20 protein-coding genes are annotated in these 25208 nt (G+C 63.9%); 8 read left to right on the plus strand and 12 right to left on the minus strand.

Annotated elements, in window-relative coordinates; genetic code table 11:
• Both LVJ94_07370 and LVJ94_07375 read left to right on the plus strand, forming a co-directional pair.
• Complete coding sequence (locus LVJ94_07370; protein ID WXB07052.1) at positions 1-942, plus strand: DMT family transporter; 942 nt, start codon at positions 1-3, stop codon at positions 940-942.
• A complete protein-coding gene (locus LVJ94_07375) occupies positions 939-1964 on the plus strand; it encodes a hypothetical protein (GenBank protein WXB07053.1) in 1026 nt (341 codons plus the stop codon). The genes LVJ94_07370 and LVJ94_07375 overlap by 4 nt, the downstream gene beginning before the upstream one ends.
• 157 nt (positions 1965-2121) lie before the next feature.
• Here the strand turns inward: LVJ94_07375 and LVJ94_07380 are convergent, their stop codons facing one another.
• Positions 2122-2571, minus strand: coding sequence for a DOMON domain-containing protein (locus LVJ94_07380; GenBank protein ID WXB07054.1), 450 nt, complete (start codon positions 2569-2571; stop codon positions 2122-2124).
• Between the two features lie 65 nt (positions 2572-2636).
• Here LVJ94_07380 and LVJ94_07385 point away from each other — a divergent pair, with 65 nt between their 5' ends.
• The 3 genes from LVJ94_07385 (at position 2637) to LVJ94_07395 (ending at position 5311) form a co-directional block, all read left to right on the plus strand.
• The gene (locus LVJ94_07385) at positions 2637-3206 is read left to right on the plus strand and encodes a carboxymuconolactone decarboxylase family protein (protein ID WXB07055.1); all 570 of its coding nucleotides are present in this window, start codon (positions 2637-2639) and stop codon (positions 3204-3206) included.
• Positions 3207-3268: 62 nt separating this feature from the next.
• The gene (locus LVJ94_07390; protein WXB07056.1) at positions 3269-4423 is read left to right on the plus strand and encodes a methylated-DNA--[protein]-cysteine S-methyltransferase; all 1155 of its coding nucleotides are present in this window, start codon (positions 3269-3271) and stop codon (positions 4421-4423) included.
• Between the two features lie 12 nt (positions 4424-4435).
• The gene (locus LVJ94_07395; GenBank protein ID WXB07057.1) at positions 4436-5311 is read left to right on the plus strand and encodes an AraC family transcriptional regulator; all 876 of its coding nucleotides are present in this window, start codon (positions 4436-4438) and stop codon (positions 5309-5311) included.
• A gap of 75 nt (positions 5312-5386) precedes the next feature.
• Here the strand turns inward: LVJ94_07395 and LVJ94_07400 are convergent, their stop codons facing one another.
• Both LVJ94_07400 and LVJ94_07405 read right to left on the minus strand, forming a co-directional pair.
• Positions 5387-7318 carry an FG-GAP-like repeat-containing protein gene (locus LVJ94_07400; protein ID WXB07058.1) on the minus strand — a complete coding sequence of 644 codons (1932 nt, stop codon included), beginning with the start codon at positions 7316-7318 and terminating at the stop codon, positions 5387-5389.
• 362 nt (positions 7319-7680) lie between these two features.
• Positions 7681-9516 carry a peptidase M14 gene (locus tag LVJ94_07405; protein WXB07059.1) on the minus strand — a complete coding sequence of 612 codons (1836 nt, stop codon included), beginning with the start codon at positions 9514-9516 and terminating at the stop codon, positions 7681-7683.
• Positions 9517-9887: 371 nt separating this feature from the next.
• Here LVJ94_07405 and LVJ94_07410 point away from each other — a divergent pair, with 371 nt between their 5' ends.
• Complete coding sequence (locus LVJ94_07410; GenBank protein ID WXB07060.1) at positions 9888-10772, plus strand: LysR substrate-binding domain-containing protein; 885 nt, start codon at positions 9888-9890, stop codon at positions 10770-10772.
• On the opposite strand, the gene LVJ94_07415 is transcribed toward LVJ94_07410, so the two are convergent.
• Complete coding sequence (locus LVJ94_07415) at positions 10750-12105, minus strand: sigma 54-interacting transcriptional regulator (protein WXB07061.1); 1356 nt, start codon at positions 12103-12105, stop codon at positions 10750-10752. The two genes, LVJ94_07410 and LVJ94_07415, sit on opposite strands and share 23 nt — an antisense overlap.
• Positions 12106-12494: 389 nt before the next feature.
• On the opposite strand from LVJ94_07415, the gene LVJ94_07420 reads away from it, so the two are divergent.
• Positions 12495-13127, plus strand: a complete 633-nt coding sequence (locus LVJ94_07420; protein WXB07062.1) for a hypothetical protein — start codon at positions 12495-12497, stop codon at positions 13125-13127.
• On the opposite strand, the gene LVJ94_07425 is transcribed toward LVJ94_07420, so the two are convergent.
• Positions 13128-14885, minus strand: a complete 1758-nt coding sequence (locus tag LVJ94_07425; GenBank protein WXB07063.1) for a serine hydrolase — start codon at positions 14883-14885, stop codon at positions 13128-13130.
• A 3-nt stretch (positions 14886-14888) separates the two neighbouring features.
• Entirely contained in the window at positions 14889-15926 is a 1038-nt protein-coding gene (locus LVJ94_07430) for a DUF1343 domain-containing protein (protein ID WXB07064.1), read from the minus strand.
• Between the two features lie 478 nt (positions 15927-16404).
• Between LVJ94_07430 and LVJ94_07435 the strand changes: the two genes are divergently transcribed.
• Positions 16405-17085: a hypothetical protein gene (locus LVJ94_07435; protein WXB07065.1), complete on the plus strand. Its 681-nt coding sequence runs from the start codon at positions 16405-16407 to the stop codon at positions 17083-17085.
• 228 nt (positions 17086-17313) lie between these two features.
• Here LVJ94_07435 and LVJ94_07440 read toward each other — a convergent pair whose 3' ends face one another.
• From LVJ94_07440 to LVJ94_07465, 6 genes are read right to left on the minus strand one after another with little or no spacing between them, the layout of a single operon-like run.
• Complete coding sequence (locus LVJ94_07440; GenBank protein ID WXB07066.1) at positions 17314-18372, minus strand: 2-oxoacid:ferredoxin oxidoreductase subunit beta; 1059 nt, start codon at positions 18370-18372, stop codon at positions 17314-17316.
• Complete coding sequence (locus tag LVJ94_07445) at positions 18369-20216, minus strand: 2-oxoacid:acceptor oxidoreductase subunit alpha (protein WXB07067.1); 1848 nt, start codon at positions 20214-20216, stop codon at positions 18369-18371. Before LVJ94_07445 ends, LVJ94_07440 begins: the two co-directional genes overlap by 4 nt.
• A complete protein-coding gene (locus LVJ94_07450; protein WXB07068.1) occupies positions 20198-21988 on the minus strand; it encodes an FAD-dependent oxidoreductase in 1791 nt (596 codons plus the stop codon). The genes LVJ94_07445 and LVJ94_07450 overlap by 19 nt, the downstream gene beginning before the upstream one ends.
• A gap of 54 nt (positions 21989-22042) precedes the next feature.
• Positions 22043-23305, minus strand: a complete 1263-nt coding sequence (locus LVJ94_07455) for a diaminopimelate decarboxylase (GenBank protein ID WXB07069.1) — start codon at positions 23303-23305, stop codon at positions 22043-22045.
• Positions 23306-23321: 16 nt separating this feature from the next.
• Positions 23322-24347 (minus strand): 1-aminocyclopropane-1-carboxylate deaminase, encoded by a 1026-nt coding sequence (locus LVJ94_07460; protein WXB07070.1) that lies wholly within the window; start codon positions 24345-24347, stop codon positions 23322-23324.
• The gene (locus LVJ94_07465; GenBank protein WXB07071.1) at positions 24344-25024 is read right to left on the minus strand and encodes a GntR family transcriptional regulator; all 681 of its coding nucleotides are present in this window, start codon (positions 25022-25024) and stop codon (positions 24344-24346) included. Before LVJ94_07465 ends, LVJ94_07460 begins: the two co-directional genes overlap by 4 nt.
• Between the last annotated feature and the right edge of the window lie 184 nt (positions 25025-25208).

Raw genomic sequence — 25208 nt, forward strand, 5'->3', positions numbered from 1 at the left:
ATGCACCGCTCTTTCTGGATCATCGCATCCGCGGTGTGCTTCGGCACCGGGCTGACCGTTTCGCGGCTTGGGCTGGCGGCGTTTTCGCCGCTGGTCTACACGGGGCTGCGGCTTCTCGTCGCCCTCGGTGCCTTCATCGTCCTATCGCTCGCGCAAGGAAGGCGCGTTCCACCGCGCGATGCGCGCCTTTGGATTCCGGCGCTCTGTTTGGGCATCACTGGCACCGCGCTGCCGATGCTCAGCATCGTGTCCGCGCTGCAGGTGGTGTCGAGCGGCGTGGCGGCCATCATTGCCACGTGCGGCCCCGCGTTTGCGGTGGTCTTTGCGCACATCGCGCTCCCGGACGAGAAGCTTACCGCACGAAAGGTGCTGGGCATCGCGGTGGCCGTGGTGGGCGCTGCGAGCCTGGCGCTCCAACGTGAAACGGGTTTGGGCACGGCGCCTTCGCAGGGCAACTTGCTCGGCTATGGGCTTTTGGCGATCGCGCTCGCCGCGAGCCATGCCTCGCTGGTGCTCACCCGCAAATACTTGCGTGACTATGCGCTTTCCGACGTGGTCCGCATTCAGAGTCTCGCGGCCACCGCGGTGCTGGTTCCGTTCGTCATCCGCGGATTGGATCTCGAGCGCGTGCGCGATCCGGGCATGGCTTGGTTCAGCGTTCTATTCGGCGGCATCGTCGGCACGTTCTTGGCGTTTTCATCGCGCTTTCACGTGCTGCGCACGTTCGGAGCGACGGACGCCGCGGCCATCGATTACGTCGTGCCCATCGTGGCGGCGGCAGGGGGCGTCATCATCGCCGACGAGACGGTCACCCTTCCGATGTTAGCGGGCGTCTGTGCGATTTTTGCGGGTGTGGCACTCCTCCAGGGGAGAAGTCCCAAAAAGCCGCAAAAGGTATTCGAAGAAACATTCGTTTCCACTTTCGAGGAGCCTAATTCATGAAATCGGTCGAAGTGTTGAATGAAGAGCGCAGTGCTGGAACCATCGCATTGGACCTCGCGGTCGTCGACCTGGCGAAGTTCGAGGCGGCGGAAGGGGAGGAGCGCGCGCACATGGCCGCGGCCTTCGACAAGGGCATGCGCGAAATCGGTTTTGGCGTCATCACCGGCCACGGCCTGCCTGCCGGACTCTTTCAGCGCGTACTCGACGTCACCCGCGGATTGTTCGACCTGCCGCTCACGGAGAAGGCCGAGATCTCGTCGCGCGTGGCCGAAGGGCAATTCTGCGGCTGGGTGCCTTTCGCGGCGGACGCCGCCTCGCGCGTCTATGGCGCCAAATCCGATACACCCGCAGACCTCCGCGAGCGCTTCCGCGCAGTGATTTCCAATTGCGACGAAGTCCGCCAAAAGGTGGGCCCGAACCAGTGGCCCCAATCCTTGCCCGAGGTTCGAGAAACGTGGACCGAATATTACAAATTGATGGAGCACGTGGGCGCGCGCGTCATGCGCCTTGCAGCCGCCTCACTCGGCTTGTCCGATTGGTACTTCGATGAGTACTTCCAGCGCCACTTCAGCGTCATGATGGCCACGCACTCCCCGCCCTTCAATGGCGTGGCCCAGCCCGGCCAATCGCGCTGCGGAGCGCACACGGACACGGGCACCATGACCTTCGTGTACCAGCCGAACACGCGCGGCGGCCTCGAAGTGCAAATCGACGGCCAATGGCGCGTACCGATGCCGCCGGAGGGCAGCTTCGTGGTCAACTGCGGCGACCTCCTGGCCCGCTGGACGAACGACCGCTGGCGCTCGACCGTCCACCGCGTAGGCGGCCCCGGCGCCCCCTTGCGCGAACGCCGCCAATCCCTGGTCTTCTTCCACCAACCCGCCCTCGACGTCAAACTCCACTGCGTCCCCACCTGCACCGACGCAAGAACCCCGCCCCGCTACGCACCCATTACATTGCGCGAACACTTCACCCACCAACAACAACTGCTCGCCACCCGCGACGTCTCCATCGCCAGCTAGACCCTTCCTGAGAGAATTCACATGAAGGCGGGAAGGCGGGAAGGTTTTTTTGTGTTTCAATCGGCCCAGTGGGCGAACTGAAACCCAGAAATAGCGCTGCGTGCCGTGCACGCAGGTTCCGCCTTCCCGCCTTCCCGCCTTCATGTGAATCTCTCTCTTAGAGAATGAGTTCGATCGCCGAACGTTGCGCGGAGTGGTGGTACAGGTCGTCTTCGTGGCTCCACGCGAATGTGACGTAATAGCGTTGGCCCTCGGCGAGGGGCACACTGAATTTGTCGCCGGTGTCGAGGTCGATTTCGAAGTCGATGGTCGTCGTGCGGCCTGATTCCGCGCCGTGGCTCGAGCGCACGGCGTTGCGTCCGCCGAGGGCGGTCATCGGACGATGGTTCGGCGGGTCGGCGAGGTGCTCTTCGACCACCGTGCGACCATCTTTGACGTAGCCCATGATCAGGCGCGTACCGCGTAGGTCGCGCGCACGATTGAAGCCGACGGTGACCCAGCCCAACGTGGGGGCGGTCATCCGACCTTGGAGAGTGTTACCGTGGATCTGCCACTCGAAGGTTACGCCGGCGGCCGTCGCTTTCTTCGTCTTCCCGTTTGACTTCATCACCCTGGTAGTTATCTTGGCGTCGAGATCTGTTGTCAAGGCAACAAATAGTGAGGGAGAGAAGGATGCCTATCCAGACCGGCTTCGTCGTTCACACCGCAGAAACAGCCCCCGAGGGGTCACGCCCCTTTTTGGTGGGCGCCAAAGAGCAGTTCGGATTCGTTCCCGCCCCGATGGCCAAAATGGCCAGCTCGCCCACCGTGTTGGAGTCGTTCCTGTCCAACCTCCCCATCTTCGAGAAGAGCAGTCTGTCGCCCATCGAGCGCGAAGTGGTGGTCATGGCGGTCTCCGTCTACAACGGCTGTCATTACTGCGTGCCCATGCACACCGCGATCCTCAAGCGCATGGATGCGCCGGAGGACCTCATCAATGCCCTGCGCGATGGCACGCGCATTGGCAACCCCAAGCTGCAGGCCTTGGCGGAGTTTACCCGTCGCGTTCTCGAGACGCGCGGCCACACCGGCGAAACGGCGCTCGGGGCATTCTTCGATGCGGGCTTCAACCAGCAGAGCGCGCTCGACGTCGTGTTGGGGGTCTCGGTTTTCACCCTCACCACCTATGCCATCCGCATGACCGACGCGAAGCTCGACCCTGCGTTCGAAGCCTTCAAGTGGACTCCTGTCTCCGGCAGGTAGAAGAAGCGGAGCAAGATTCTCCAAGTTTGGGGGCCGGCTCAGGTGCTAGTTTGAAGCGGTAAATGACCGCATACGGGTTTGCACTGTTCGAGACGGCCATTGGTCGATGCGGCATCGCGTGGGGGGAACGCGGTGTCGCGTCGGTGGCGCTTCCCGAGGTGCGCGACGCGGACACGCGGGCGCGCATGCTCCGTCGATTCCCCGGCGCGCAGGAATTGCCGCCCTCCCCCGATGTGCAGCGCGCGGTGGACGCCATCGTCGCGCTCCTTCGCGGTGAGGCGGCCGATCTCGCGGATATCCCGCTGGACATGAACGGCGTCTCTCCGTTTTACCGCCGCGTGTACGAGGTGGCCCGCACCATTGGACCGGGCGCCACGCTCTCGTATGGCGAGGTGGCCACGCGACTTGGTTCGCCGGGATCGGCGCGCGCGGTGGGGCAGGCGCTGGGGCGAAATCCATTTCCCATCGTCGTTCCGTGCCATCGCGTTCTCGCGGCCGGCGGCAAGATGGGCGGCTTTTCGGCGAACGGCGGCATCACCACGAAATTGCGTCTGCTCACCATCGAGGGTGCACGCCACGCCGGCGCGGACAGCTTCGATGCCGAGGCAGCGATGGAGCATTTGCGCACCAAGGATGCGCGACTCGGCCGCCTTTTCGACAAGGTCGGGCCCTTTCGCATGCGCGTCAACGAGACGCCGAGCATCTTCCTCGCGCTGGCCGAATCCATCGTGTACCAGCAGCTCACCACGAAGGCCGCGGCGACCATCTTCGCCCGGGTATGCGCGCTCTTTCCGCACGCGGCGGAAGGATTTGCGCCGGAGCACGTCCTACGTGTGTCCGACGAAAAGCTGCGTGGCGCGGGCTTGTCTCGTGCCAAGCTTTTGGCCCTGCGCGATCTCGCGCAAAGGGCGAAGGATGGCCAGCTCCCCACCCTGGACGACGTACGTGGCATGTCCGACGAAGCGATCATCGAGCACCTCACCGAGGTGCGCGGCATCGGCCGGTGGACGGTGGAAATGCTGCTCATCTTCCGCCTTGGCCGGCCCGACGTCTTGCCGGTGGACGATTACGGCATCCGCAAAGGCTTCATGCTCGCGTTCGGAAAGCGCGAAATGCCGGAGCGCAAGGCGTTGGAAACGTACGGAAATCGCTGGAAACCGTACCGCTCGGTGGCAAGCTGGTACTTATGGCGGGCCCTGGAGGCGACATGGCCCTAGACTTCATGTGCGATGAAGGCCACGGTTCTCTATTCGTCGAACTCGACAGGTTCGTCCTCGGCCATGGTGCCCGCATCGGTGGTCGACTGCCGGTGCGACGCTGCGCCGGGTGACAAGCCCTTCGTCGAGGTACACACCGGCTACTCCGTCAACTACGTGCGCCGTGGAAGCTTTGGCTACAAGTCGGGGGGTAAGTCGTTCGAGCTGGTGGCGGGCTCTCTGCTCATCGGCCACAAGGGCGACGAATACATGTGCACGCACGAGCACGCCCAGGGCGGCGACGAGTGCCTCTCGTTCAAACTCGCCCCCGCGCTGGTCGACACCCTGACCGACCGCAGCGAAATCTGGCGCATCGCCTGCGTCCCGCCGCTGCCCGAGTTGATGGTCCTCGGCGAGCTCGCGCAATCCGCCGCCGACGGCACGAGCGACATGGGCCTCGACGAAGCGGCCATGCTCCTGGCCACCCGATTCGTCGAAATCGCCACCGGAAAAAAGCGCCCCGTCTTCGGCCCGCCCGACACCTGGGCCCGCGATCGCCGCCGCGCCGTCGAAGCGGCGCTCTGGTTGGACGAGAACTCCCACCAATCCATCGACCTGGAGGCCGCCGCCAAGGAAGCGGGCCTCAGCTCCTTCCACTTCCTGCGCCTCTTTTCCAAGGTCCTCGGCGTCACACCGCACCAATATTTGCTTCGCTCCCGCCTGCGTCGGGCCGCCCGCCTCCTCGCCGACGACGGCCAATCGATCACCGAAATCGCCTACGGCGTCGGCTTCGGCGATCTCTCCAACTTCGTGCGCACCTTCCACCGCGCCGCCGGCGTCTCCCCCCGCGCCTTCCGTCGCGCCGCCAAAGGCGACCGCGCCATCTTCGGCGACCGCCTCGGCGCGTAAAGGTCGCCAAAAGAAATGCGGGGAGTCCGGCACCCGGAGCTCCCCGCATTCCGATCGATTCAATTCAGCCTGCGCTCAGCGCGCGAACTTCCCCGCGCACCACTGCGCCGTGGGGCTGTAGCCGCCCGCCGGATTCAACCACTCCTTGCCAGCGACGAATTGCGAGCCCGTCGATCTGCGTACCGTGAGCACGTTGTGGGTCCCTTGCGGGGTCCCTTGCTGCCACGACGTCACGAGATCGGTTTTGCCATCGCCGTCGAAGTCACCCGCGGCCCAGTCGTGTCGATCGTCCCAGCCGCCGCCGGACATGTCCCACTGGTTCCATCCGTTGAACTTCGTTCCCCCCGTCGAAGGGTACACCGCCACGCGTGCCAGCTTCGTCGTTCCCGAGGGCTGCTCCCATGCCACCGCCAGGTCCGAATAGCCATCGCCGTTGAAGTCACCCGCGAGCCACTTGCTCGAGCTCTGCCATCCGCCCTGCGCGAGCGCCGATTCTTGCAGCTCGAACGAGGAGCCCGTCGATTGGCGGATCGCGATGGCATTCTGCAGGGGGTCCTCCGGCCGACTCCTCCAGGGCCAGACGGTTGCAAGGTCCGTGCGCCCATCCTTGTTGAAGTCACCCGCAACCCACTTGTGCTCGTCGCCCCATCCCCCGACCTGCGTCGCCCAAGCTTGGTACGGGGAGAAGCCAGAGCCGTTCGATAAGAAGACCCCCACGGAGGTCCATCCCCGATCGTTCCAGGCCAGCGCCAAATCGTCGCGCCCATCGCCGTTGAAATCACCCGGGAGCCACTGGTAGGCATCGCGGAAGAGTCGATGGGTATCGGCCCAGGTTTCGAGCGTGAATCCCCCTCCCGTCACCTTGTTCCCCGTGGACAACCGAACTGCGACCATGCTCATTCCATAATACGGCCATACCGTGGCCACGTCGGTGAGTCCGTCGCCGTTGAAATCTCCTGCAACGTGCCTGGAACGGTCATCCCATCCTCCGCTGGTAAGACCTTGGTACCAGTAGTCGAACGACGCTCCGTTCGAGGGATAGACCGCGAGAGCTGCCTGGCCCACGCCGACGTCGTTCCACGCCGATGCCAGATCGCTGCGCACCGGAGGAGGCGGCGGCTGGCCCACGGGTGGAGGCGGCGGCGGAGGCGTCGGCGCCGTACGGCACATGCCTTTCACGGGTGACACCCGTGGATTCATTAATTCGTTTGCCCAGTCGCGAACGCGAGCGCCTTTCGTTTGGATGCCTCTGAGCACGGTCAGCGTGGTGTTGGGGGGGTCGAAATCCGTGAAACCTGCACCGCTATGCACGCCGATTATCTCTCCTGCAGCGTTGAAGCACGGGCCTCCGGAATCGCCTGTCCATTGGATCTGGTCGTTTCGGGGGTCTTGGTCACCTTGGGTGTTCGGCTTTATCGTGTAGCGGCGGGGGTCAACCTCGTTCGGCGACTCGACGGAGAGTTTTGCCGTCCTCAACGTGCCAAATCCTGCGCCGTGCGTGCCTCCGTCGTTGTCATAAAAGGCAACATTGTTCCCGTAGCCGTAACAACTCAACTGCTGATTCGCCGTCGGTTCGTTCGCCGAGATCGCCGTCGTGTAGTCCTGGAGCGGGGTCCTCAAATGGACCATGGCCACGTCCATCGCGTGCCATGCGACGGGACTTTGGCAGCACGGAGGCGCCTCGGGGTGACGCTCCACCCAATCGGCCGTGGCCGTGGTTCCCGTGCGCGTGGATACGCCAAAACTCACCGGCCCCGTAGCTCCGACGCAGTGCGAGGCCGTCAACACCCAGTGCTTGTTCAGCAGAGTGCCCGAACAACCCCCATTCACGAGCACGACACGGGCCGCCAACACATCACTGGCTGCCGGGATGGCACCATTGATGATGCTTTGCTCGCTCGATGCAATGTTCTCCGTGGATGAATCGGCGGAAGAGCAGGCGGCTACGGAACCCACTACGAGCATCAAACCCTGCAAGAATCCAAAGGATTGGACGATTCGTCTCATTGCTTGAATGGCCTCTTGGTTTGCGCACCCCTCGAATGCGTTGCCTTCGTTTCGTAGAGTGCGCTTTGGAACGAAATGGTGGACGCGGTCTAGGTACGAGTTGGTCTCAGCCCTCGTGATGGCCGTGAACTCGCACAGCTCCCCCGACGCCGTCAATTCTCCACGGAATTCGACGCGCACGGCATGGTCGATGATGCTCGCGACGTCGCGACGATCGTTCAGAGCGACCGCCCGAAGCTCGGAGACAACTCGGCGCCGAAGAAAAATGAACAGGGAGATCGAGAGATCGGGAGAACTAAAAAATCTCCCGATCTCCCGACCTCCCTGTAAAAATCACCTAGCGTGCAGCTCGTGCACGGAGTTTACATCGGCGATGTGGCCACGCGGTAAATGGGGATCAGGTTGACGCGTTCGTCCCAGGAGGGGTGGCGTTGGTAGAAGAAGTCCAGGCGCGCTTTGGAATCGGCGGCGAACTTCGGATCTTTGAGCCGCGCCTCGAATTCGGACTTCAACGCGGGATTGGCCGCCAGCATTTTGCGCGCTTCTTCTTCGGCGACGTAGTCTTCCATGTACTCTTTTCGCTCGAAGGCTCCGTTGAAGAAGCCCCACGCCACGAGAGAATCCGGCGCGAGCGGCTCGAACAAGTGCAGCAGCACGCGCGCGCGGGGCTGGGCAATGGGAACGAACAGGGAGCCCTTGGGCAGATCCCGCATCTCTGTTTTCCACGAGCCCTTCACCGTGACTGGCGTGCGCCCCTCGAACGAGTGGCCCGGCGTCACCTCGTCTGCGCGAAACGCGCCCACGGAAAACCGCGGCCGCGGCGCGCCCATCACCTGGTACTGCAAGCCGTGCGTGCGAAGCTTGGCCCCAATCCATTCGGCGTGCGCCGCCGGCACCACGTACCCCGCCGCCGGTGCATCCACCATCAACGCCGGCTCCGCCGTATCGAACAGAGGGACTCGCCAGATCTCCGGCTTCGACTCGTCGTACGATACCCAGGTGGTGCCGGAAATCTCCGACGCCCTCTTCTGGTACGCATACCCGCGAAACTCGATCGTGTGCGACGCTTCACTGGGCTTGTACGTCAATGCCACGCGCGTGCCGCCAAGCCGTTGTCCCGCTGCATCCCCCGCATCTGCGGCCTTGCGCCACCCGGCCGCATCCGTGCGCGCCTGATCGAATAATCCCAATAGGAAATCATGAACGGAGCGCACACGTTGGGGATGGGGACGCCAGCTATGTGTCTCCACCAGAATGCCAATGCGATTTCGCAGTGATGCATACGACTGCGAATAGCGGGGAGGGGCCGATGCTTTCGAAAAGCCGGACGCCGGGTCCTCCGACTTACGAAACGCAGGATAGAACGACACCGGAAGATGCCCCGTCGCCGTCAACCGCGCTTGGATCGCATCCGAGAGCGCAGTGGCAGGCTCCTGCAGATTGCCCGGGGCCGGAACCGACGGCTCCACGAGCACCGCCACGTCGTGCTCGAACTTGGCGCCATCCGTCGTGTGCAAATCCACGTACACCACGGGATCCCATGTCTCGAAGAACCCGAGAATCGCTTTCATCTCGGGCGCTTCCACCTTGAGGTAGTCGCGGTTCAAGTTGAGATTCTGCGCCGTCGTGCGAAATCCCATCTCCTCGGGGCCGCGCTGGTTGGGCCGTTGATTCGGCGCGAAGCGCTCGTGCCCATCGATGTTGAGCACGGGCACGAACACCGCCGTGGACTTGGCCAGTGCACCTGGCACCAGCTTGTCCTCGAGCAGCTCGCGAAGCGCCCAGAAGCCGCCGTCTTTCCCATCGATTTCCCCGGCGTGAATACCGCCCTGGAACAGAATCACGGGGCGATGCTTCGCGCGCGCCTGCTCCGCCGTGAGCACCCCGTCGGACGAGGCCACGATGGCGAGCATGGGCCGGCCCTCCGGCGTCGTGCCGAAAGTGACGCACCGCGCGCGCTGCGGATACGCGCGCTCGAAGGCCGGGCACAATCGCTCGACCTCGTCGTAGCGCGCGGTGCGACGGAATCCATTGCGCTCGGCCTCGGCCACGAGGTCCTGCGGGCGGCCGGCCGAGGACGCCGATGTGCGTACCTCGCTCGAGGGGGGCTGCGCCGGTTGGCATGCCCCGAGGAGGCCGGGAAGTGCGGTGACGGTGGCGATGAACGCGATTTTGAACGTGCGATCGATGAAACGCATGGGTGGCTCGTTGGAAGGGGACCCTCAATCTAGGCTGCGGGCGACATGCCCTCCAGTGCACCTGGCACACCTTAGGATTGCGTCGTGTGCACTTGGGAGCGGGCTGGGTCGAGGCGTGGGCTCATGCCGATCCGGGGCATGTAGGGCGTTCGCTTCGAGGCGTGTACCCCTTCAGGTCGATAGGACTGGCGTACCACGGCCTCTTTTTTTTGGCGCGTCAGGTTATTGTCATGGCGGGGCAGCGAAAGCGAGCATGAAACGCGAGAGGGCGTGCCATCCTGATGACGTCGGACGATTCCCCCCTATCGTCTCGGATTTCCGGGCCTGCAGCCGCGTCCGAGTTGGTATCCTTGTTCGTTTTCGTGCGTCTCGTGGAGACGGGTTCGTTTTCGCGCGCCGCGCAGGAGCTGGCCACGAGCCCCGCCACCGTGAGCCGGCGATTGTCGCGTTTGGAGGAGCACCTCGAGGTGCACCTCGTTCATCGGACGACGCGACACTTTGCCCTCACCGAGGCCGGCTGGCTCTTTTACGAGCGTGCGCGCGAGATTCTGCGGGCGGTCGAGAACGCCGAGCGATCCATCAAAACGATGAACAACGTGGCCGCCGGCAGCCTGCGCGTCAGTGCGTCGACGGCCTTTGGGGCCATGCACCTCGGGCCCTTGCTGCCCGAGTTCATCGACCGGCATCCCGGCTTGAAGGTGGAGCTCATTCTCGAGGACCGATACGTCGACCTGGTCGCCGAAGGCTTCGACGTGGCCGTTCGCATTGGAGGGGAGGGCGCCTCCAACCTGCGGAGCCGGCGCCTCTCGCGCGAGCGCGCCGTCGTTTGCGCGGCCCCGGCGTACCTCGATCGCCGCGGCACCCCGCGCACGCCCGCGGAATTGGAAGGGCACACGCTTCTGCGGCACACCGTCATCCCGCGGTGGCCCTTTCGGGTGGACGGCCATTCGCTCGAGGTCGATTCCGGGACGAACATCGTTTGCAACAACGTGACGGTCGTTCGCGAGGCCGCGATCCGCGGCTTGGGCTTGGCCTACCTCCCGCACTTCGCGCTCATCGAGGAGCTGGCGAAAGGGGAGCTGGTGGGCGTGCTCGAAGAGTACGCGGCGCACGAAGTGGCCATCGATGCGCTCTATGCACCGACTCCGTTCAGCGCCGCGAAGGTGCGTGCTTACATCGATTTCCTGGTGGAGAAAGTCCCCGAGCGCCTCGGCGTGCTCGATGGCGTCGCCATTAGCGCTTATCCTTTGCCATGATCATATGAAAATAGCGCCGGGTCATGCCCGACGCCATGGCCGCCCGGCTCACGTTGCCGCCGTGGTCGTGCACCGCGCGGTCGACGAAGCGCTTTTCGAATTCGCGAATGAGAAGCTGCCGCGCGCGGCGCATGGGTAAACCTTGCGTGATGAGGTACTCGATGAAATCGATGGGCCGCGTGCGCTCGCCCAGGTGAAGATCGAGGTTGTCGTCATGGCCCAACGTCGTGGCGCGCGTGATGGCGTGCTCCAGCTCGTGCACGTTGCCCGGCCAATCGTGGCGCGCCAACCGGATGAGGACGTGCTTCGGCAACTCGCCTTCCCCGCCGAGGGTGCGCCAGAAGTGACGCGCGAGCAACTCGACATCGCCATGGCGCTGGCGCAGCGGCGGCACCTGAATGCGTGCACCGGCCAGGCGAAAGAGAAGCTCCTCGCGGAACGCGCGCGCCGTCACCAAGAGGTCCAGATCGGAACGCGTGGTCGCAATCACGCGCACGTCGGCGCGCACCGGGGCATTTTCCCCAGCGCGCCAGAGCTCCCCGCGTTCGAGGCTTGCCGTCAGCCGGCGCTGCGCCTCGTTTCCGAGTTGCCCAATTTCGTCGATGACCAGGGTGCCGCCCACCGCGCGTTCGAGGGCGCCTGCGCCGTGCGGGCTGCCAAAGAGCGCGTCGAGCGCCGAGGTCTCATCGTGCGCGGCACAGTCGAAAAAGACCAGCGGCCCCCACGCACGCGTGGAGGCATCATGAATGGCCTCGGCCAGCGCATCTTTGCCCGTGCCGGTTTCGCCCTCGAGGATCACCGGCAGCATCGACGCGCTGAGCGCCTCGCACGCCGAAAATAGCTTGCGCATGGCATTGCTCTGGCCGAGCACACGGCCGAAGCGATCGCCCTCCGTCGCCCCCGGCTGCAGCTCGGCTGCGCGCATGAGACGGAGCGCGGTTCCGCCTAGCTCGATGGTCTCGCCCCCTTCCAAGATGGCTTCGACGACGCGGACGCCGCCCACCCGAGTCCCCTCGCTCGAGCGCCCATCGACCAAGCGCAGAGCGTTTCCCTCGGGGCTGAACGACAAGTGCCTTCGAGCCACGCGCGCATCGTTGATTCTCAATTCGCACGAAGGTCCGTGGCCCACGACCGCCTTGGGCGTTCGGCTCCAATCGAGGAGCAGACTCTTGCCCGTATCGGGCCCTTTGATCACGCGCAAGACGTACGAGGGCGGCGATTTGGGACGGGCCGCCCGCCCATGCGCGTCTTGAGCCGGCTCTTCGGGCGCACCCGGCACATGCACGGTGCGATCTTCGAATGCCGTCGGTCCATTTTGCGCAAATTGGGTCATATGCCGAATACTCCGTCGAGGTACACTCTGCCTCAAGTCCCATTTGACGAAAATGCTTTTTCGTATCCAGTAAATGTAACGAGGATGGAGTATTCGCGGCAGCTGGATCCCAACGCACCGCCTGGATCCATCGTGTCCCAATCGTGTGAGGCAGATGGCTCGCGCACGATCCAGATCGCGTGAATCATCATGCGCCGTATTTACGAATTTGCGATGTTTTAGCGGTTTTGGCGGCCAGGCGGACACTGGCACTGGGGTTGCTGAACGAAGAGATCGACTGCCACTGCTTTCGACACCATCCGAATGGGTAACAAAGAGACGAAGGTGGATTCTGCCTTGATTCGTCGAAATCGTATTTCGAAATAGAATGATCGTGTCATCATTGGGGTATGAGGATCTCTGGATATCCGGGAACCTTGCCGCTGCTGTCCATGCTGATTGCAATGGGCATAACGGTAGGCGCATGCGCACTGGAGAGTGGCGGTTTCGGCGCGGTCTCCCCCGACTCGGATAATCGAGATTCTGGCCCGGGCGATGGTGAAGAGGCCGGGGCTGGCGACGATGCCGGCGCCGACGCGACGGTCGCCGATTCCAGCGATGCGTGTCCCAGCACGTGGTACCGCTGCGGCGCGGTTTGCGTGCCCGATTGTTACAAGGATTGCGCGCAAAAGGTCGTTTGCGAGGCGACCAAGGCGTGTGTCTCAGGGTGCGGCTCGTGCGGCCCGGGGAAGAAGCTCTGTTACCAGTGCCCCGACGACGGCGCGCCCTTCGCCAGCTGCGAAGACTCCAAGACGGAGTGCTACGACGGCGTGTACACCGCCTGCAGCTGCAGCACGGTGCCACAGAGCCCGTCCGGCGACCCGTCGAAGTGCCCCGGCGACGACATGGTCTGCCTGCGCCTCAACGAGCAGAACTTCGTCTGCAAGAACTGCGGCGACCGAGAGACGAACGAGAAAGCCTGCGGCAAGACCGGAGGCAGCCGCAAGTGCGAAATCGAAGACGAGGGTGCCAAATGCAAGTAGCTACCGCGTCGCCGGGCGCCAGCCATCGGCGGTGAAGCGTTGCGGATCGCGTTCGCCGTCGAGGAGGATGCCGCCATCGTCCCAAACGCGGATGCCGTCGAGGTAGACGCCGCGGCCGGAGTACACCTTGTCGGTGACGTAGCGCCATCGGAGCGCGACATCGTGCGATGCACCGGCCACGGGAAGCGCGGCGTCGACGAACCACCACGCGCGGTGCCCTTCGCCCGAGAGGGCGGTGACCGTGCTGTCCGGGGCGCCGGTGCCGTAGGCGCGGGCCGACACGGCCTGCCAGCTCGCTCCGTGATCGACGCTGGATTCGAAGAGCAGCGTGTCCGTCGGCTCGGTGTCCACGAAGACGTGGAAGGTCGCATGCGCCGGGCCGCTACCGCGCGTTCGAAGATCCGCGGTGGCCAAGGTGGCCGTGCGCTCTTCGCCCACGCCGGAGAACCATGCATCGCGCCCTTGGAGCGGTCGAACGGCCAGCGCTTGCGCGAGCCCCTGCGCGACCGCGCGCCGTGACGGATTGTTCGAGCCCCAGTCCCGCGTGGGGTGAACGCGGTTGGTCAGCAGAATGGCGATGGATCGCGATTGGAAATCCACCACGAACGACGTCCCGGTAAATCCGGTATGCCCCGCCGTTCGCATGCTCGACAGGCCATCCATGTACCACATCTGATCGAGCTCGAACCCCAGGCCGTGCGCATTGCCAGGGAATGCGCCGTTGTTGTCCGTGAGCATCTGGTCGATGGTCGACGCGCGCAAGATGCGGCGCCCTCGGTACGTGCCGCCGTTGAGCAAGGCTTGCCCCAACACGGCCATGTCCGCCGCGGTGGAGAAGATGCCCGCATGACCGGCCACACCGCCGAGCGCCCACGTGTTCTCGTCGTGCACTTCGCCGCGCACCATGCCCCGCGGGGGGACGCTCTCGTATTCCGTGGCCGCGGCACGATTGCGCGCGGAGGGGTTGTACCCCGTATCCACCATGCCCAGCGGTGCGGTGATTCCCTCGCGCACCAGCACGTCCAGCGGCCGCCCCGCCACGCGCTCGCAGAGCACGCCGAGCGCAATCAGGTTCAGATCCGAATAGAGGTACTTGGTGCCCGGTTCGTTCAGCAGCTTGGCCTCGAGCGCCGCCTTGATGCGCGACGGCTTGTCCGGCCAATCGCGCCAAAGCGGAAGTCCCGACGGCAGCCCCGAAGTATGCGTGAGAAGCCGCCGCACGCTGATGGCCTCTTTGCCATTGGCCGCGAACTCCGGCACGTACCGGCTCACCGGAGCATCCAGATCGACCCGCCGTGCCTCCACCTGTTGCATGACCAAGATGGAGGTGAACAGCTTGGACACCGAGGCCATGTCGAAGAGCGTGTCGGCCTGCATGGGCACCCACTGCTCACGCGGCAGCTCAGTTCCCGCCTTGTCCGCGTAGCGCAGCGCATGGCCGGTGACGTCGTGCGTGACCACGACCCCATCGTGCACGAGCATGGTGACCGCGCCGCCGAACATGGGATGCGCCGTGCCCTGCGCCTCCGTCCACGCGTGCACCTTCTGCAATGCCGTTTGAATCGGCGCGGGATCCAGCCCCACCTGCTCGGGAGTGCCCCGGCGCAAGGTGGTCCACGGCGATGCATATCCGCCCTGGGGCCGATCGAACCGCCCACTCGCACCAAAGAAGCCGTCTGCTGACGTAGGCCCGCTGACGGTGCTGATCGCGAGGAGGCCGGCCAGGCCGACGAGGGTGCGAAGGTGGTTTAAGCGCATGGATCATCCATAGAGCAAATACGGCGCGCGTTGTTTACGAAATGCGGAAAGCTCGGCCTGCCATGCGTCAATCACATCGTTTGCGCTGGCGCCGGCATCGACCATCGTGCGCAGCCGATCGGAGCCGAACAACTTGTCGACGAACTTGTCGGATCGCCATGCAAAGACGCTTGGAAAGAGCTGTTTGACGCTGACCAGCATGGCCATGGTCGTCCTGATCGGCTCGAACGTGGCGCGATCGGTTACGTGGAGTTGCACGCCACCGCAGAGCGTTCCTTGGAACTTGGAAAACGTTGGCACGAAATAGGTTTCTCGAAACTGGATTCCACGAAGGCCCAATTCGTTCAGCCGCTCTGCCCAGCGCCAATCGATTTCCGGAGCGCCAATCGTTTCGAAGGGGCGCGTGGTCCCGCGGCCTTCCGACAGCGCGGTGCCTTCGAAGAGGCAATTTCCGGGGTACACCAGTGCGGTATCGGCCGTCGGCATGTTGGGACTCGGCGCAACCCAGTCCAAACCTGTGTCGTGGAACGTGGAACGCCGGCGCCATCCGCGCACGGGCACGATTTCCAAGTTGGAGACGCGACCCCCTGCGTCGGCCGGGAGAAACTCCGCATCGTACAATCGCGCCAACTCACCCGCCGTCATTCCATGTTGCTGCACGATGGGCTTTCGACCGACACCCGAAGAAAACCGAGGATCGAGCTGCGGCCCAAAGGCCTGTCCGCCCACCGGATTCGGGCGGTCGAGCACCACCACCGAGGCGCCTGCGGCTACGGCCGCATGCATCGCCGTGTACAGCGTCCAGATGTACGTATAAAAACGCGCGCCCACGTCGGCGATGTCGAACACCACGGTGTCGACTCCGGCCTTGCGGTAAAATTCGGTGAGCTTGGCTGCGCTGATGCCATATGCGTCGTACACGCGAAGGCCGGTGCGCGGGTCGGTGTATTCTCCCTCCGAGCCTCCTGCTTGCGCCGTGCCGCGAAAACCGTGTTCGGGTCCGAATACGGCAACCACGTTGACCTGTCCACTGGCGACCATCGCGTCGACGATATGGCGCTTATCGGACAAGACGCCGGTTGGATTGGTGACGACCCCCACCTTCCTCCCGGTCAAAGAACGCCAGTCCGTGGCGGCCAGCCAATCCGCTCCGGTAATGACGCGAGAGCCCCATGATTTCAACTCGGAGGCCTCTGGCTCGTTTTGTTCGGTTTTTGCCAATTCTTCTGCAGAATCGCCACTAGCGGTGCAATGAAGCAGCGGAAGCGCAGCCGCCGTCGCCGTAAGGAACTTCCTACGATCCATGGTGCTCATGGGCGGCATACTGCCATATCCGAGTTCGATAATCCGATGTCGAATTGCGCAATCGGCCGCATGCCCTGTTTTGCGCTCCGCGGCAAGAGTCACTTGTGTGAAAAAATGACGTTCTGAGGCGCCGTCCGGCATGGGGGCGGGCTCTGCGCAGAATGGATCCGTTTCCGTCTTGCCTTCGGGCGCAGCCGGCCGTCTCATGCCGCGCATGGCAAGCAAAAAGTCCGACGGTTTGGCGCGTGGCGCCGCGCTCATCAAAAAATCCATCGAGGCAGCGAAGGCGTCCGGCGCGATCGACAGCCCCGAGGCCGTGCCGGCAGGGGTCCTCAAGAAACTGCGTCTTCCGAACGACGAAAAGATCTCCCCGGCGATGAAGGAGCTTCTTACCTTCGACGCGAGCTGGATCGGCTGGTCCTTCGACGACGAGGAGCCCGAGTTCGAGCCCATGTCGCTCGAGGAGTTCGTCGAGGAAGAACTCGGCGAGGAGGCCGCGGCGGCTTTCGGTGAGGCGGCCGAGATGCTCGGCGAGGACTGCATCCCGCTTCCCAGCGATGGTGAGGCGCACTCCTTCCTGTACATCGGCGCCGCCGACGATCGCGGCGAGTACCCGGTCATCACCTTGGAGGCCGGCGGCAAAGTCAGCGGCTTCGTTCCGTTCGACGTGTGGGTGGCCCAGCGCCTCGGCGGCCTCGAAAAGGGCGAGCTTCCCGCCGCTTACCAAGCCGTGGCCCAGACCCTCGCCGAGGAAAACGGCGACGGCCGCGTGAACTTCATCTCCGAAGCCCGCGACGGCGCCGACAAAGACGAAGACGAAGACGAGGACGACGAGGAGGGGGATGACGAGGACGAAGACGGCGACGACGAAGAGGAAGAAGAAGACGAAGAGTGAGGGTTTAGGGTTTAGGGTTTAGGGTTTAGGGCAGAGAGCCTGGGGGGTTCGCTCGATGACCTGCCTTAAACCCTACGCCTCCCTCTTGAGCCCTTTTCCATGAGGTTGATACTCGCGGGAGAGAGCGCCGCCGTCCAGGCGCCTCTCCACGCAAGAGCCGCCGACCCGACGACAAATCCCTCTCCTCTCCCCTAAACCCTAAACCCTAAACCCTCAAACCCTCCCCCACTAGCGATACGCCGCTTGGAGCCTCTCCAATGCGTCGTGGCCGGGGCAAAGGTCGTCGAAGGGCACGTCCACCAGGGGCGTGGAGACGGTTTTTGCCCCGCGGTGCATTTCGGTGGCGCCGGTTGGGTCGAGGAAAAGGAGCCCCGTAGGGATCTCGCCCGCGGCCTGCCGCTCGCGCAGCATGGCCATCGCCCGCGTTCGATCCGTGGGGTCGTAGTCGGCGGCCATCTTGCGCAGATGGATCGTCGCCCCGTCGTGCGTGGTGACCTTGGTCACGCTGCCCTCGGGGTATTCGGCGGTGATCTCGGCGGCGGCCGGCACGAAGTCGGTCTGCACGATGGGCACTTGCTTCTTGCGGGTGTGCACGTAGCTCTTGGTCGAGCCCTCGTGGTCGTTGAAGGTGACGCACGGCGAGATGACGTCGATCAGTGCGAAGCCCTCGTGAAGCAGCCCCGCCTTCAAGATGGGCACGAGTTGCGTCTTGTCGCCCGAGAAGCTTCGCGCGACGAAGGTCGCCCCCAAGCTCAGGGCCAGCATCACGGGATCGATGGGCGACTGCGCATTGGCCTCGCCGCGCTTGGACTTCGAGCCCATGTCGGCGGAGGCCGAAAATTGCCCTTTGGTGAGCCCGTACACCCCGTTGTTCTCGATGATGTACAGCATTTTTACATTGCGGCGGATGGCGTGGCTCATGTGCCCGAGCCCGATGGATAGCGAATCGCCATCGCCGCTCACTCCGATGTACGCGAGCTTCCGATTGGCGGCGGCGGCGCCCGTGGCAATGGCGGCCATGCGTCCATGCGCACTGTTGAAGCCGTGCGCGCCCGAGAGAAAGTACGCGGGCGTCTTCGACGAGCAGCCGATGCCAGAGAGCTTCGCCACCATGTGCGGCGGCGTATCCAGCTCGAAGAACGCGCGCACGATGGCGGCGGTGATGGAGTCGTGCCCGCACCCGGCGCACAGGGTCGACATGGTGCCTTCGTAGTCGCGCACCGTGAGGCCCAATTGGTTCGTCTTCAGCGAGGGATGCCGGACCAGCGGCTTCTTGATGTAACTCATGGCAACGCGATCCCTTCGATCACTTGGTGCGCCTGCAATGGGAACCCGCCGTACGCGGTGATCGAGCGCAGCTTTTCCTTGGGTACGGAGGTTTCCAAGATGAGCAGCGACCGCAACTGCGCATCGCGATTCTGCTCCACGACGTAGACGATCTCGTGCTCGGCGAGGAAGGCCTCCACCTCGTCGCCGAACGGAAAGGCGCGCACGCGCAAGAAATCGCCGTGCACCCCGCGCTCCTCCAACGTCTCCAAGGCCTCGCGCACCGCCGGATCGCACCCGCCGACGGTCACCACCCCGAACGTCGCCTCGGGCCGCTTCTCGATGATCGCCGGTGGCACCAGGTGGCGGGCCGCACGGTGCTTTCGCGCGAGCCGGTCCATCACCTCTTGGTACTCGTCCGGTATTTCCGTATAGCCGCCCAGTTTGTTGTGCCCCGATCCGCGTGTGAAGAAGGACCCCTTTTCATGCACGCCGGGCAACGTGCGGGCGGCCACCCCGTGTTCGTCTTCGGGCGAATAGCGGTAATACTTGGGGGTGGGAAGCGCGAGCAATTCCTCTTTGGAGAGCACGCGCCCGCGATCCGGTTTGTAACTGTCGTCCCACTCCAGGCGGGGCACGACCCAGTCGTTCATCCCGATGTCCAAATCCGACAAGAGGAATACCGGCGTTTGCAGCTTCTCCGCCAAGTCGAACGCTTTGACCGCGAGAGAGAAGCACTCGTTGGGATTCGCCGGAAAGAGCACCACATGCTTGGTATCGCCGTGCGAGGCATACGCGCACATGAGAATATCGCCCTGTTGCGTGCGCGTGGGCATTCCGGTGGAAGGGCCCACGCGTTGCACGTCGACGATGACCGCAGGAACCTCGGCATAATACGCCAGCCCAATGAGCTCGCTCATCAGGGAAATTCCCGGCCCCGACGTCGAGGTGAAGGCCCGCGCCCCGTTCCATGCGGCACCGATCACCATGCCCATGGCCGCGAGTTCGTCCTCCGCTTGCAAAATGCAATAGCGCCGCTCGCCGGTGGCTTTGTCGGTGCGGTACGTCTCGCAAAAGGCTTTGAAGCCATCGAGTACGCTGGTCGACGGCGTGATCGGATACCACGCGGCGACGGTCGCTCCGGCGTACACGCATCCCAGCGCCGTCGCCGTGTTCCCATCGATGAGGATGGATCCCTTGGTGGCGTCCATCTTCTCGAGCTTCATCGGCAGCGGGCACTCGAAGTGCTCGCGCGCGTAGTCGTAGCCCAGCTTGATGGCCTTCGCGTTCGATTCCATCAGCGCGGGTTTGCGCGAGAATTTCTCCTTGAGCATCCCCGTCACGATGTCCATGTCGATGTCGAACAACGCGACCAAGGTGCCGACGTAGGCAATGTTCTTCATCAAGGTGCGCTCGCGCACTTCGGTGAAGTTCTCGTTGCACAATTGCGCGTAGGGCACCCCGAGGAACGTCACGTCATCGCGAGCCAGGGCAGGCGAAAGCGGCCATGTCGCGTCGTAGAGCACGTAGCCGCCGGGGCGCACCTCGCGGATGTCGCGTGCATACGTCTCGGCATTCATGGCCACGATGAGGTCGTACACACTGGTGCGGGCCGTGTGCCCTTTTGCATTGACGCGGACTTCGTACCACGTGGGCAATCCCTGGATGTTCGAGGGAAATAGGTTTTTCCCCGACACCGGAATACCCATGCGAAAAATGGCCTGCATGATGAGGCCATTGGCACTGGCCGAGCCGGTGCCGTTGACATTGGCCAGCTTGAACGCAAAGTCGTTCGTGCGATCGCGTACTTCTTCGCCCGAAGGTTGAATGTGCTCTTGGGAGGAGGCTACGGCTTCGTGTTGCATGGCGTTCCGGCATAGGGGATGAGCAGATTGAACTTCTGCATGTCCCACGCACCGGTGGGGCATCGTTCGGCGCACAGGCCGCAGTGCACGCAAAGGTCTTCGTCTTTGAGCATGACCCGCGCCGTTTGCGGCAGCGGGCCCGAGGCAAAGAGGTCCTGCTTCGGATTTTCCGCGGGCGCGCTGAGGTGTCGGCGCAGCTCCGCCTCCTCTCCGTTCGGAGCGATGGTCAAGCACAGCACCGGGCAGACGTCGACGCAGGCATCGCACTCGATGCACGCCTTGTCGGTGAACACCGTCTGGATGTCGCAATTCAGGCAGCGCTCGACTTCGTGCGCGACCTGCTCGGGGGTGAAGCCGAGCTCCACCTCGATGTTCATCTGTTTGAAGCGCTCGGTCAGGTCCACGTGGGTCATCTTCTGGCGCCCCACGGGGTTGTAGTCGTTCTTGTAGCTCCACTCGTGCAGACCCATCTTGGCGCTGACGAGGTTCATCCCTTGCGGCAGCCGTTCGGTGGCCGGCTTTCCCTGGCAGTAGTTGTGAATCGAGATGGCCGCCTGGTGCGCATGCTCCACGGCCCAAATGATGTTCAGCGGTCCCCACGCCGCATCGCCGCCGGAAAAGATGCCCGGCCTGGTGTATTGGTGGGTCGTCTTGTCGACGATGGGCATATCCCATTTGTCGAATTCGATGCCAATGTCGCGCTCGATCCAGGGAAACGCGGCCTCTTGGCCGATGGCCAGGATCACGTCGTCGGCGGGGAGAAAGACGGTCTCGACGACCTTCGACTTGGTGGGCTCACCCTTTTCGGGGATTTCCCACTCCACGCGGTCGAACATCATGCCTTTGAGCTTGCCATTCTCGATGACGAACGACTTTGGCGCGTGGTTGATGAGGATTTCGACCTGCTCCTCCTCGGCGTCCTCGAGCTCCCAGGGCGAGGCTTTGAAATAGCCGCGCGGCTTTCGGGCCATCACCTTGATGTCCTTGCCGCCGAGCCTGCGCGACGAACGGCAGCAATCCATCGCCGTGTTGCCGACGCCGATGATGAGGACCTTTTCGCCAATCGTGTCGATGTGCCCGAAGGCCACCGATTCGAGCCAATCGATGCCGATGTGGATGCGGTCCGTGTCGTAGCGCCCCGGGATATCCAGGTTTTTACCGCGCGGCGCGCCGCTTCCCACGAAGATGGCGTCGTAGCCCATGTCGAGCAGCTCCTTCATGCTCCCGATGGGCGCGTCGTAGCGAACGTCGATGTTCCCGATGCCGAGGATCATGTCGATCTCTTCGGTCAGCACCGCCTCGGGCAGGCGGAAGGCGGGGATGTTCGAGCGCATCAACCCGCCGGGGACGTGCAGCTTTTCGAAGATGGTGATCTCGTAGCCGAGCGGTGCGAGATCGTTGGCGACGGCGAGCGATGCCGGGCCCGCGCCCACGCAGGCGATGCGTTTCCCGTTCTTCGTCGCGGGGGCGCGCGGCAAACGATCCGAAACGTCACTGCGCAAATCGGCGGCGACGCGCTTCAGCCTGCAGATGGCCACGGGCTTCTGGTCGACGCGCGCGCGACGGCAAGCCGGCTCGCATGGCCGATCGCACGTCCTTCCGAGGATGGCCGGAAAGACATTCGATTGGCGATTGACCATGTACGCATCCGTATACCGACCTTGGGCAATCAGACGGATGTATTCGGGCACATTGGTGTGGGCCGGACAGGCCCACTGGCAGTCGACCACCTTGTGAAAGTAGTCGGGGCTGCGAATATTCGTGGGGCGCACGAATCAAAGGCGTAGCACGTGCTCCGCATCCGCGGGATGGCCCAATGCGCCGGATCAGCTCCAAAAACGAATCAGGTCTTCGGTGGTCTCGGGCGCCTTCATCGAATGAAGTGCACTGCCCTCGTAACCGTACACGGCGGGGACGAGTCGGCTGTTGTACCTGGACCACATACTGAGCGTGTAAGCGCCTGCGTCGTGAATGACGACGAAGTCACCCGGTTCGATGGGCGGGAGTTCGCGGCCTATCGCGATGAGATCCCCCGAGAAGCAGAGCGGACCAGCTACGTCCCACGGTGCCACGGGGCCGCGTTTGAGCGCTCCCGTTGCGTCATGCACTGTGATGCGGTGCGCCCATTTGTCGGGCTGATAGGCGGTTCGGACGAAGAGATCTGCGCCAGCATGCGTCACGGCAATGCGCCGGCCTCCCGCTGACTTCGTGTATTCGACACGGCTGGCAACCCAACCGGTCTTGGCGTGCAGCGCGCGACCGAATTCGGTCGCGATGCGGAAGCGGCCGTCGAAGATCTCCGGGACATGTTCGCGCAACATCGTTGCGTAGTCCGCGAACGCGGGCGGTGCATCGCCACCGTCGTAATCGACGGACAATCCGCCGCCGATATCCAACATGTCGATGGAGTGTCCCCGGCCGCGAAGCGCCAAGGCCAGGTCCATGGCGCGCCGCGCCCCCCGGACCAAAAGATCCAGCCCGCACCCTTGCGAGCCAACGTGTACGTGCAGGCCGCGAAGCCACGGGTGCTTCGCGAAGGCGTCGAAGATGGCGTCCCGATGTTCGTCGAGCGTGATGCCGAACTTCGAGGTCGACGTGGCTGTGCTGGTGGACGCGATGGTTCCGGCGCCCACCTGCGGGTTCACGCGCATGCCGACGATGGAGTCGCTCTTCCTTTTGGCCATCGCTTGCGCGACCCGCTCGAGCTCTTGGAAGTTGTCCACGTTGAGGATGACCCCGCGGGAGAGGGCGAGCTCGATCTCGGAGCGCGTCTTCGCCGGCGAGTCGAAGAGAATGTCCGAAGGGTCGAAACCTAGCTCCAGGACATGGGCCAGCTCTCCGAGCGATGCGCACTCGGCGCCAAATCCGGCCCGCTTCGCCTCCTTCAAGATCGCCGCCAGCCGGTTGGCTTTCACGGCCGTCGTGTGCAGCGTGCCGCTGGGGAACACACGCTGCACTTCGCGAAAGCCCGCTCGCAAGTCGTCCAGATCGTAGAACACGCAGAGCGCCGGCCCGTCGTCGTCCACGCCGGAGAGGGCACCTTCGCGCAATGCGCTTGCCAGGACCCGTTCGATCTTGCTCGTCTCCATCCGGTTGACCTCTCGTTCAGGCGCCTCGAAAGAGCGCGCTGTAGGCGTTGAGGGCGAGCTGCCCGCCCAAGTGCGCGTAGAGTACGCGTGAACCCGGCGGAATGATTCCCTTCTGCACCAGATCGATGAGTCCGGCCATCGATTTTCCTTCGTAGACGGGATCGACGATCATCCCTTCGAGGCGCCCGACGAGCCGGATCGCATCGAGGGTCTGCGCATCGGGGATGCCGTACGTGCCCGCGTGGTAGCCATCGAGCAGGACCACGTCGTCGTCTTCGACGTCGCGCCCGAGCTCGATGAGCTTCGCCGTGTTGCGTGCGATGCGCGTGACCTGCTCCCGCGTTTCTGCCGGCTTCGCGGAGGCGTCGATGCCCAGCACCTTGCGCGGACTTCGCGCGCTCGGTTGCGCCAAGAAGCCCACGAGCATGCCCGCGTGCGTGCTGCCGGTGACCGAGCACGTGATCACGGTGTCGAAGTACAGGTCCTGCGCGCGCTCTTGCTCGGCCACCTCCATGGCCCACCCGACGAAGCCGAGGCCGCCGAGCGGATGATCCGAGGCGCCCGCAGGAATGGCATACGGCTTCCCGCCCGAGGCGATCACGTCGGCGAGCGTGCGCTCCCAGCTTTCCTTGAAGCCGATACCGAATCCCGACTGCACGAGCTCGATGCGGGCCCCGAGGATGCGGCTCAATTGAATGTTGCCCACGCGATCGTAGACGGAGTCGGGCCAATCGACCCAGCTCTCTTGCACCAGCCGGCACCCGAGCCCAGCCACCGCCGCGGCCGCCGCGACTTGCCGCGTGTGGTTCGATTGCACGCCGCCGATGGACACCAACGTGTCACACCCTTTGGCGATGGCATCGGCAAGCAGGTATTCGAGCTTGCGCGTTTTGTTGCCGCCGAAGGCGAGCCCCGAGTTGCAGTCTTCGCGCTTGGCCCAAATCTCGACCTTGCCGCCGAGGTGCGCGCTCAGGCGCCGCAGCGGATGAATGGGGGAGGGGCCGAAGAGCAGGGGATAACGAGAGAATGCATCGAGTTTCATGGTTTGTTCCTTTGTTCGAAGAGCGCGCGATCGATCAGTTGGCCGAGCGTTGCCCAGTTCGCGACGGTGAGCTCCGCTGCCGTGTCGATGTCTTGGTTGGCCGCCGCGCGAACGATGCGTGCGTGCACCTTCACCGAGGCGCGCCCGGGCAGGCTCCCAAATCGTAAACGCTCGAGCCGGCGAATCGATGGCGTATACCGCTCGATCGTCGCCGCGATGGCCCCATTTCCCGACGCGCGGACGAAGATGTCGTGAAACTCGTCGTCCGCGGCGAGTGCAGCTTCGACGTCGGAGGCATCGAGCGCATCGGCGAATCGCTGGTTGGCCTGCGTGAGCATGTCGATGTCCGCGCGGGTCATCCGCGGTACGGCCTTCTTCACCGCGAGCTCGTGCATGGCCTGCACGACCGCATGGGCATCCATCACCTCGCGCCGCAACACGGGGGTCACCCGCGTGAACGCCCCCGGCTTCGACTCGACGAGCCCCTCATCGATCAGCCGCGCCAACGCCTCCCGCACCGGGGTCCGCGACAACTGCAGCCGTTCCGCAAGGTCCCCATCCCGAATGGTCTCCCCTGCCTCCAGCGTCCCATCGAGGATCGCATCCCGAATGCGCCCGTACGCCTCATCCCGAAGCAACCGCCGCGGTACCGCCTCCAACACCTTCGTCTTTTGCATGCAATATATTGCATGCCACATTCCAAACCCCCGGTCAAACAACGCTCCCGAGGGAACGGCTAGAGAAAATTCACAGGAAGACGGGAAGACGGGAAGGTTTTGAGATTTCCAATCGGCCCAGTTGGCCTACTGGAAACCCCAAAAAAAGGCGTTCCGCGCTGTGCGCGCCGTAAGTCCTTCCCGT

The organism is Sorangiineae bacterium MSr11367 (genome assembly GCA_037157805.1).
In the GTDB taxonomy this organism is placed as follows: Bacteria; Myxococcota_A; Polyangia; order Polyangiales; family Polyangiaceae; genus Pendulispora; species Pendulispora rubella.

What these genes read in the sequence shown, in the direction of transcription:
- LVJ94_07415 (WXB07061.1), bottom strand. Translation starts at nt 12,105, where the DNA reads ATGACCCAATTTGCGCAAAATGGACCGACGGCATTCGAAGATCGCACC.
- LVJ94_07390 (WXB07056.1), top strand. Translation starts at nt 3,269, where the DNA reads ATGACCGCATACGGGTTTGCACTGTTCGAGACGGCCATTGGTCGATGC.
- LVJ94_07380 (WXB07054.1), bottom strand. Translation starts at nt 2,571, where the DNA reads ATGAAGTCAAACGGGAAGACGAAGAAAGCGACGGCCGCCGGCGTAACC.
- LVJ94_07425 (WXB07063.1), bottom strand. Translation starts at nt 14,885, where the DNA reads ATGCGCTTAAACCACCTTCGCACCCTCGTCGGCCTGGCCGGCCTCCTC.
- LVJ94_07400 (WXB07058.1), bottom strand. Translation starts at nt 7,318, where the DNA reads ATGAGACGAATCGTCCAATCCTTTGGATTCTTGCAGGGTTTGATGCTC.
- LVJ94_07375 (WXB07053.1), top strand. Translation starts at nt 939, where the DNA reads ATGAAATCGGTCGAAGTGTTGAATGAAGAGCGCAGTGCTGGAACCATC.
- LVJ94_07370 (WXB07052.1), top strand. Translation starts at nt 1, where the DNA reads ATGCACCGCTCTTTCTGGATCATCGCATCCGCGGTGTGCTTCGGCACC.
- LVJ94_07405 (WXB07059.1), bottom strand. Translation starts at nt 9,516, where the DNA reads ATGCGTTTCATCGATCGCACGTTCAAAATCGCGTTCATCGCCACCGTC.
- LVJ94_07445 (WXB07067.1), bottom strand. Translation starts at nt 20,216, where the DNA reads ATGCAACACGAAGCCGTAGCCTCCTCCCAAGAGCACATTCAACCTTCG.
- LVJ94_07385 (WXB07055.1), top strand. Translation starts at nt 2,637, where the DNA reads ATGCCTATCCAGACCGGCTTCGTCGTTCACACCGCAGAAACAGCCCCC.
- LVJ94_07465 (WXB07071.1), bottom strand. Translation starts at nt 25,024, where the DNA reads ATGCAAAAGACGAAGGTGTTGGAGGCGGTACCGCGGCGGTTGCTTCGG.
- LVJ94_07460 (WXB07070.1), bottom strand. Translation starts at nt 24,347, where the DNA reads ATGAAACTCGATGCATTCTCTCGTTATCCCCTGCTCTTCGGCCCCTCC.
- LVJ94_07435 (WXB07065.1), top strand. Translation starts at nt 16,405, where the DNA reads ATGGCAAGCAAAAAGTCCGACGGTTTGGCGCGTGGCGCCGCGCTCATC.
- LVJ94_07395 (WXB07057.1), top strand. Translation starts at nt 4,436, where the DNA reads ATGAAGGCCACGGTTCTCTATTCGTCGAACTCGACAGGTTCGTCCTCG.
- LVJ94_07455 (WXB07069.1), bottom strand. Translation starts at nt 23,305, where the DNA reads ATGGAGACGAGCAAGATCGAACGGGTCCTGGCAAGCGCATTGCGCGAA.
- LVJ94_07430 (WXB07064.1), bottom strand. Translation starts at nt 15,926, where the DNA reads ATGGTCGCCAGTGGACAGGTCAACGTGGTTGCCGTATTCGGACCCGAA.
- LVJ94_07440 (WXB07066.1), bottom strand. Translation starts at nt 18,372, where the DNA reads ATGAGTTACATCAAGAAGCCGCTGGTCCGGCATCCCTCGCTGAAGACG.
- LVJ94_07420 (WXB07062.1), top strand. Translation starts at nt 12,495, where the DNA reads ATGAGGATCTCTGGATATCCGGGAACCTTGCCGCTGCTGTCCATGCTG.